Here is a 6827-nt window from a genome sequence, read left to right as displayed (position 1 = left end):
CCAGATCACTGCAGAGATCAAAGCAGTTAGAGACCTGATTGAAAGTCGTGCCGATCTTTCCCCTGCTGCACTACAGCAAATAAAAGATATAGCAACCCAGACTGGCGCCGAAGCAGGAACCGCTATGGGTGAAAAAGCCGCGAGCAGTGCTGCCGAGGCCGTCGCAGCGAAAGTAAGTGCCGCACAGGCACAAATCCAAGTTCAGCAAGATATGCAGCCTTATGTTCAGCAAGCCAAGAAGGCGAATATGATTGCAGTGGTATCACTTGTCGTTGCCATTGGAGCCATCGCAAGCAACTTCCTACAGTTCTAGAAGACTAAAAGCACTTATCGAATCCCTCTTAATGCGCGCCAGCTCTTTAAAAGGGATTTTTTATTTGCGCAAACGCTAAGCCCCCGCTCGAATCAAGCCCCCCAAACCAGCACTCTCGAGCTCATCCTCAAGCATCTCACGTATACAGCTTTCATTTTCGAGATTCAGCGCTTTTGTTAGAAGCTGCCTGGCTTTCTTATGCGAAAACGAACGAATTACCCACTTAACCTTGGGAATATTAAAGGCACTCATACTTAGTGTATTGATCCCCATTCCAAGTAGTAAAATAACCGCTACAGGGTCAGAGGCCATTTCACCACACAAAGACACCTTAAGTCGACGGGATTGAGCAGTACATACAATATGATTAATACTTGCCAATACCGCCGGGTTTAGAAAGTTATATAAGTCAGAGACCTTCGGATTATTCCTATCCACTGCAAGTAGGTACTGCGTTAGATCATTAGAACCAATAGATATAAAGTCAATTCGCTTTGATAGGTGTGGCAGGGCCATCATTGCTGCTGGCACCTCTACCATTATACCCACGCTTGGCTTTGCAACTTTAAGCCCCATTGCAAGTAGCTGAGCCACTGCTTGGTCAAGCAACTCTCTGAACGCATCCACTTCTTCTACACGGCTAACCATCGGCAACATAATTTTCATATTGCCAATCCCAAGGTTTGCACGAAGTAACGCTCGAATCTGAGCCAGAAAAATACTACTATTATCAAGTGTAAAACGTATACCACGCCAACCCAGATAAGGGTTATCTTCCTCAAAGCTGAAGTACGGCAAAGCTTTATCACCACCTATATCAAGGGTGCGCATGTAAACAGAGCGCGGCGCATAAGCCTCTAAAATTTTCCGATAAACAGCAGTTTGCTCATCTTCGGTTGGAAATGTTTCATGCAGCATAAAAGGAATTTCAGAACGGTATAAGCCTACTCCTTCTGCGCCTCTCTCTAGCCCTGGAGATAAATCGGCAAGCAAACCTGTATTCGCATAAAGATTGATACGATAACCATCACTGGTCTCGGCGGGCTTATCCTTAAGCTTATCAAGCCCTGACATCAATCGGTTTTCTTGTGCTGCCAGCCTTTGATATTCCCGCTGCATTTGAGGCGAGGCATTAAAAATGACCTGCGCTCTATAACCATCCATGACAGCAACACTACCCTCAACCTTTGACCAATTAAGATCACCGACACCCATGATTGCGGTAATGCCGAGAGCACTGGCCAGAACGGCCGCATGAGATAAAACCGAGCCATCCACGCATACCAAGCCAACCAAATTTTGATTCGCATATTCAGCAATATCGGCGATGCTTAAATTCTTTGAAAGCAGAATAAAGGGTTCATTTGGCAGCTGGACATTAAAGTCATGCGCATTAATGCTGGCATAGATACGCAAACCCAAATGACGGATATCTTCTGATCGAGCACGTAAGTATGGATCATCCATCGACTCAAACTGCTTGGCATGGCGGTCAATAACGAGCTTCAAAGCGTAAGAAGCACAATAGCCCTCTTGGATTAGCGTCTCTGTATCGACAACGATGGCATCATTCTCAAGCAACATCAGGTATACACCAAACAAAGCCTGAACCTCTTGAGTTAAAGATGAAGCCAGCTTGTCTTCACCTGCTTCGATCTCGAGCTTGACAGATGCAATCGCGTCACGAAAAGACCTGATCTCTGAGTCAATATCAGTCACGCTCTCTTCTTCAACGCAAGCTAAATCTTTAAAGGGTGCAATAACCTTAACGAGCCCAATCGAAATGCCAGGTGCCCCCTTTACCCCGCTGACTTTTATTTGATCACTAACATCCTTGTTAACAATCGCAGCCAAACTCTCCTGCTTAAGTACTGAGGATAAAGGCCCTGCCAGTTGAGCTGCTATCGTAATTAGAAAAGCTTCTTCCTCAGCAGAAAAAAGCCGTTTATCTTTACACTGAATAACCAGTACGCCAATGAGGCGACGAAAACTAATAATTGGCACACCCAAAAAGCCGGAAAAATGCTCTTCTCCCGTTTCCGGAAAGTATCTGTAGTAACGATTCTGAGAACCATCCTCTAGATTTAAAAGCGTCTGGTTCTCACAAATATAGCCAACCAGGCCCTCACCTGTTTTCATACGAACGGAGCCAATCGCGTTATTCGAAAGGCCTTCTGAAGCAACAAGAACCCAATCTTTCTGTATCTCATCTTGAAGGTAGATACTACAAACGTCCGAGCCGGTTACATCTTTGACTCTGGCAACAATCAGGTTCAGCAATTCGTCTGCTGACTCAAGTTCCTCAGCTTCTGTAAAAATTCGTCGGAGAGCTTGTAAGGGTTCCATAGATACTTCCTATAAAAACATCGTAAACGACAACATACCAAACCTTTACTTTACACCATATAGTTTTTCTAAGTCGAAAAAAATAATAAAAACATTGCCTTACAGAAGAAAAATCAAACCACTAAGAGCATAATTAGGCAACACACCAAAAGACGGTGCGAGCTCGCTATACAGGTGTAAATGAATCTAATCAACGTCATAACCCTATATTCGAGGGCGGTTTAACTAACAACATAAGTACGATCATGACGATTTTATTAGACGAGCCTTAAATCGATAACGCTTAAAAAGCAGGCAAGAGGTGATCAGCAGAAAATGTAACGACACAGAGCCCAGTTCGAGGCACTATATGGGTGGTGCTGGCATAATTGGTTATGTGACTAGAGGCTATACCGCAACAGAGTCTGATAACAAATCACACGAATTAAATACGCGCTCAGATAACCCATATTTTTTAGCCTGCTCTCGCCATGGTTTAATGTGCGGCGCACTTAGGTGATCATTTAAGCTCTCACGATTCGGCCACAACTCTGAAAAACGAATTAAGCCCTTATCGAATGGATCTTCCGCAACATCGTACGCAATGCATCCATCATTTTCGTGAGTGCTACGAACTAAAGCATTTAAGTGTGGTAATACTTTTTCGGTATTATCTGGAGGAAACCTTAATGATCCAAATACTGCTACTTTTGCTTTCATTGAACTTCCTTATTCATTCGTTTAATTTTAAAGAGGAGATGGGCCTCTTAATACTTTAATTAACTTTCCAGTTGTACTCTCAAAGTTATGACCACAATTAGAGCAAATGGTATTAGCTTTGTTTCTATGATTCGTAAAGATACGACTAACTAATAACCCGATTAGAATTAAAACAACTAATACAACAACAATGCTCAAAGTTCTTTACTCAATTGCCGACTTCCCTTATTGCATTTAGACATAATGACTCCCCACTAAAGAGTGCTGACCTCCAATTCGTGGGTTAGCAAAGGCCGAGCCATATTATAGTTGTTACGCTATAAATTAGAGGCCAGCACCATGCAAAAAGATAACATACTATTTATTGGTTTAGATACTCACAAAGAACAAACTCAAGTCGCTTATACCCTTGATTACCGTACCTCAGAAGTTATCGACCTAGGCCGCATTCAGTCCACCAAAGCAGGCTTTGTAAAACTTGCTCGACAATTACAATCGAAATACCCGCATGCGACACTTCACTTTGTCTATGAAGCAGGCCCTTGTGGTTATTGGATTTATCGACTTCTCACCAGCCTTGGTCACTGCTGTTTCTTAGTCGCGCCATCTCTCATCCCCAAGAAACCTGGTGAGCGAGTGAAGACAGATAAACGAGACGCTCAGAAACTCGCTCGACTACTGAAGAACAATGACCTTGACCCAATCTACGTACCTGAACCCGAAGATGAAGCGGTGCGTGACTTATCTCGCGCACGAGAAGCAGCCATGCGAGATTTAAACGATGCGAAGCATCAACTTAAATCGATGCTGCTTAGGAATAATATACGTTATACAGGTACCGCTAACTGGTCGTTAAAACATATGCGATGGCTAACCGAAATGGTGCTTCCGCACCCTTGCCAGCAAATCGTTTTACAAGAAATGATTCAGACTATTGATGAGCGCACTAAGCGATTAAAACGACTCGACAACGAGCTCACTCATCAAGTTAAGAAGTGGCGCTACTATCCTGTCGTTAAAGCAATACAAGCGATGCGTGGAATACGCCTCCTCATCGCAACAGGCGTAGTGTGTGAGCTTGGTGATCTAAGCCGATTTGATACGCCTAGAAAGCTAATGAGCTATGTCGGGCTCACCCCGAGTGAGCATTCTAGTCGCGATAAACGAAAACTTGGCAGCATTACAAAGTGCGGTAATGGACGCGTCAGAAACTGTTGATTGAGGGAGCGCACAGCTATCGGTATAGCGCACGAATATCCAAAGAAATGCAGGTAAGACAGGAAGGTCTACCTAAGGAGATTATCGATCAAGCATGGCAAGCGCAACTAAGGCTGTGAAAACGATATCAGAGGCTTATGAAGCGCGGTCAAAATTACAATGTGGTCGTGACCGCAATAGCCCGTGAAATGATTGCCTTTATCTGGTCGATATCACGAGAAGTCATTTGACTTAAGGTCGACCCAAAAACACGTTTATCAAGAGTACCAGCTTAATGAGTTTAGCGTTAGCGCATTGGGTCAAGCAACGAGTGTGGTGTAATCACCGACGGCGTTAGGTAGGCAATGTAGCTTCATCGCATTGATCCACGAGCATAGACTGAAGACAGACACCACGACGTAAAAAGTAAGGTCGGATAGGTTCTTTAAAAAAAGAGCAACCCACGAATACCAGCATGATAACCGTCGAAATTATCTGCTTCATCTGATGCGCTAATGCTTCTTAAACAAAAGAAGTTGACTAAAAAAGAAAAAACTCTGGCCGTGCTATCGGCAGGAATTTGTGCAGTTTGCTTGACGTGGGGAGTCATACCAACGCCCGGCTAAACGGCGTAGTAACTGTGGCGACTTTTTTGGAACAAAAAAGGTGCGACTGTTACGGAGTCCGTTTGAGCCGTTGGTTATAACTTTATTTATTTGTAGCAATATGCCACAATTAATGCAGATTGTTACAGGAGCATTAACTATGGCAACTAATAGCGTAAGATTAGACCAAGATCTTATTGAAAAAGCCACCATTATGGCTAAGGCTTACAATAGGACGCCACCAAAGCAGATTGAACATTGGGCAAAAATTGGTGAAATGATGGAAGATAACCCTGATTTGCCATATGAGTTTGTAAAGCAAGCCATTATTGCCCAAGCAGAAAAAGAAGCAGGTAAGTTGGAGCGCTACGACTTTGGCTAAAGTTGAGAATATTTTACAAACGCCAACTTTTAAAAAAGCAGTAAAGAAATTAAAACCTAACCAGAAGAAAGACTTGGATAATGCTGTAAAAGAGCTTGTTAAAGACCCACTTTTAGGTGAGCAGAAACGAGGTGATCTTGCGTTTCTTAGAGTTTATAAATTTAAGATGATTAAGCAACTTACGTTACTTGGCTATAGCTATGACGAAGGTGTACTTACCCTTGAGTTGATGGCATTAGGTTCACACGAAAACTTCTACAGGGATATCAAACGTACCTTTTAGTTTGGTGTGCCCCACGAAAAGTGGACAGTTATAACTACGCAACTAACGCAGTTCGATTTTCAAATTCAACAGGACTTATATTCCCTATAGCTGAGTGTCTTCTCTTTCGATTATAAAAGACTTCAATGTAGGTAAATATACCTGTTCTTGCTTCATCCATCGACTGGTAATTCTTTGCATAAATCAATTCAACTTTTAGTCGACTAAAGAAAGATTCCATCGGTGCATTATCCCAACAGTTTCCTTTACGACTCATACTCTGCTTAAGCTGACTATTCGCGACAAAGTCGACATAACCTTGTGCGCGATACTGAACACCGCGATCAGAGTGTAATATAAGGCCAGGTTTAGGTTTTCTTCTTGCGAGAGCAACACTTAGCGCTTTTGTCACGAGCGCCTCAGTCATCGTTTCATCAAGCGCCCAACCAACAATGCAACGTGAATATAAATCCATCACAGTAGCCAGATAAAGCCATTTATCCTTAACCCAGATATAAGTGATATCTGTCGTCCACTTTTCATTTGGATGTTTAGCGTTAAAGTCACGCCATAGAATATTTTCAGACACGTTTACCATCGTAAGGCTATGGCGGCTGTATTTAAAACCCTTACCGTTACGCGCCCTAATGCCTTGAGACTTCATAATGTTAGCAATGTAATTCTCTGAACAAGGGTAACCAAGATCGTTTAACTCTTTCGCTATTCTTCTCGATCCATAGCCAGCTTGCGTATTCCGGCGTATCTGATCATCAATTCTGGTATCTGATCACTGATTCTGGAAATCCAGAAAAAGTGATCGAATAAAACCAGAATCAATGGTCGAAAAGTTCCAGAAATGATGATCGGTTAAAACCAGAATGAGTGATCGGAATGGGCCAGAATCTGCAGCCAGCTTCAAAGTCTTCATAGGTATCCAACACTTTAGCTGTCATTAGTTGTCGACGTTTATCGCGGTCACAGATAGAACCCTTGCACCAATTAGCGTAACCAGTGCGTGAGACA

General features: G+C 43.0%; 7 protein-coding genes and 1 pseudogene. 4 read left to right on the top strand and 4 right to left on the bottom strand.

Annotated features, from left to right (window positions below):
- The coding region (locus tag A3763_RS28590; protein WP_197482884.1) for a hypothetical protein at positions 1 to 313 on the top strand (313 nt) is incomplete at its 5' end.
- A gap of 75 nt (positions 314 to 388) precedes the next feature.
- On the opposite strand, the gene ptsP is transcribed toward A3763_RS28590, so the two are convergent.
- Both ptsP and A3763_RS10980 read right to left on the bottom strand, forming a co-directional pair.
- On the bottom strand, positions 389 to 2659 hold the full coding sequence (gene ptsP / locus A3763_RS10985; protein WP_068553103.1) for a phosphoenolpyruvate--protein phosphotransferase: 2271 nt from the start codon (positions 2657 to 2659) through the stop codon (positions 389 to 391).
- Positions 2660 to 3046: 387 nt separating this feature from the next.
- Entirely contained in the window at positions 3047 to 3358 is a 312-nt protein-coding gene (locus A3763_RS10980; RefSeq protein WP_068509848.1) for a putative quinol monooxygenase, read from the bottom strand.
- A 339-nt stretch (positions 3359 to 3697) separates the two neighbouring features.
- Here A3763_RS10980 and A3763_RS10975 point away from each other — a divergent pair.
- The 3 genes and pseudogenes from A3763_RS10975 to A3763_RS10965 all read left to right on the top strand — a co-directional run bounded on the left by A3763_RS10975 (position 3698) and on the right by A3763_RS10965 (position 5825).
- Positions 3698 to 4806 (top strand): annotated as a pseudogene (locus tag A3763_RS10975) (IS110 family transposase).
- A gap of 514 nt (positions 4807 to 5320) precedes the next feature.
- Positions 5321 to 5542, top strand: coding sequence for a hypothetical protein (locus A3763_RS10970; RefSeq protein ID WP_068509845.1), 222 nt, complete (start codon positions 5321 to 5323; stop codon positions 5540 to 5542).
- Positions 5535 to 5825, top strand: a complete 291-nt coding sequence (locus A3763_RS10965) for a type II toxin-antitoxin system RelE/ParE family toxin (protein ID WP_068509843.1) — start codon at positions 5535 to 5537, stop codon at positions 5823 to 5825. Before A3763_RS10970 ends, A3763_RS10965 begins: the two co-directional genes overlap by 8 nt.
- A 34-nt stretch (positions 5826 to 5859) precedes the next feature.
- Here A3763_RS10965 and A3763_RS10960 read toward each other — a convergent pair whose 3' ends face one another.
- Complete coding sequence (locus A3763_RS10960; protein ID WP_255374958.1) at positions 5860 to 6567, bottom strand: IS3 family transposase; 708 nt, start codon at positions 6565 to 6567, stop codon at positions 5860 to 5862.
- A gap of 70 nt (positions 6568 to 6637) precedes the next feature.
- Positions 6638 to 6827 (bottom strand): hypothetical protein (locus tag A3763_RS29600; protein ID WP_231872170.1); only part of this gene is annotated, 190 nt, incomplete at its 5' end.

It is taken from the genome of Oleiphilus sp. HI0128 (assembly GCF_001635365.1).
Note: the sequence above shows the minus strand (reverse complement) of the source record. Positions and strands in the feature narration are given on the sequence as shown.

Bases quoted from the DNA above. Each gene is read 5' to 3' on its own strand.
- ptsP (WP_068553103.1), bottom strand. From the start codon at position 2,659: ATGGAACCCTTACAAGCTCTCCGACGAATTTTTACAGAAGCTGAGGAA.
- A3763_RS10980 (WP_068509848.1), bottom strand. From the start codon at position 3,358: ATGAAAGCAAAAGTAGCAGTATTTGGATCATTAAGGTTTCCTCCAGAT.
- A3763_RS10970 (WP_068509845.1), top strand. From the start codon at position 5,321: ATGGCAACTAATAGCGTAAGATTAGACCAAGATCTTATTGAAAAAGCC.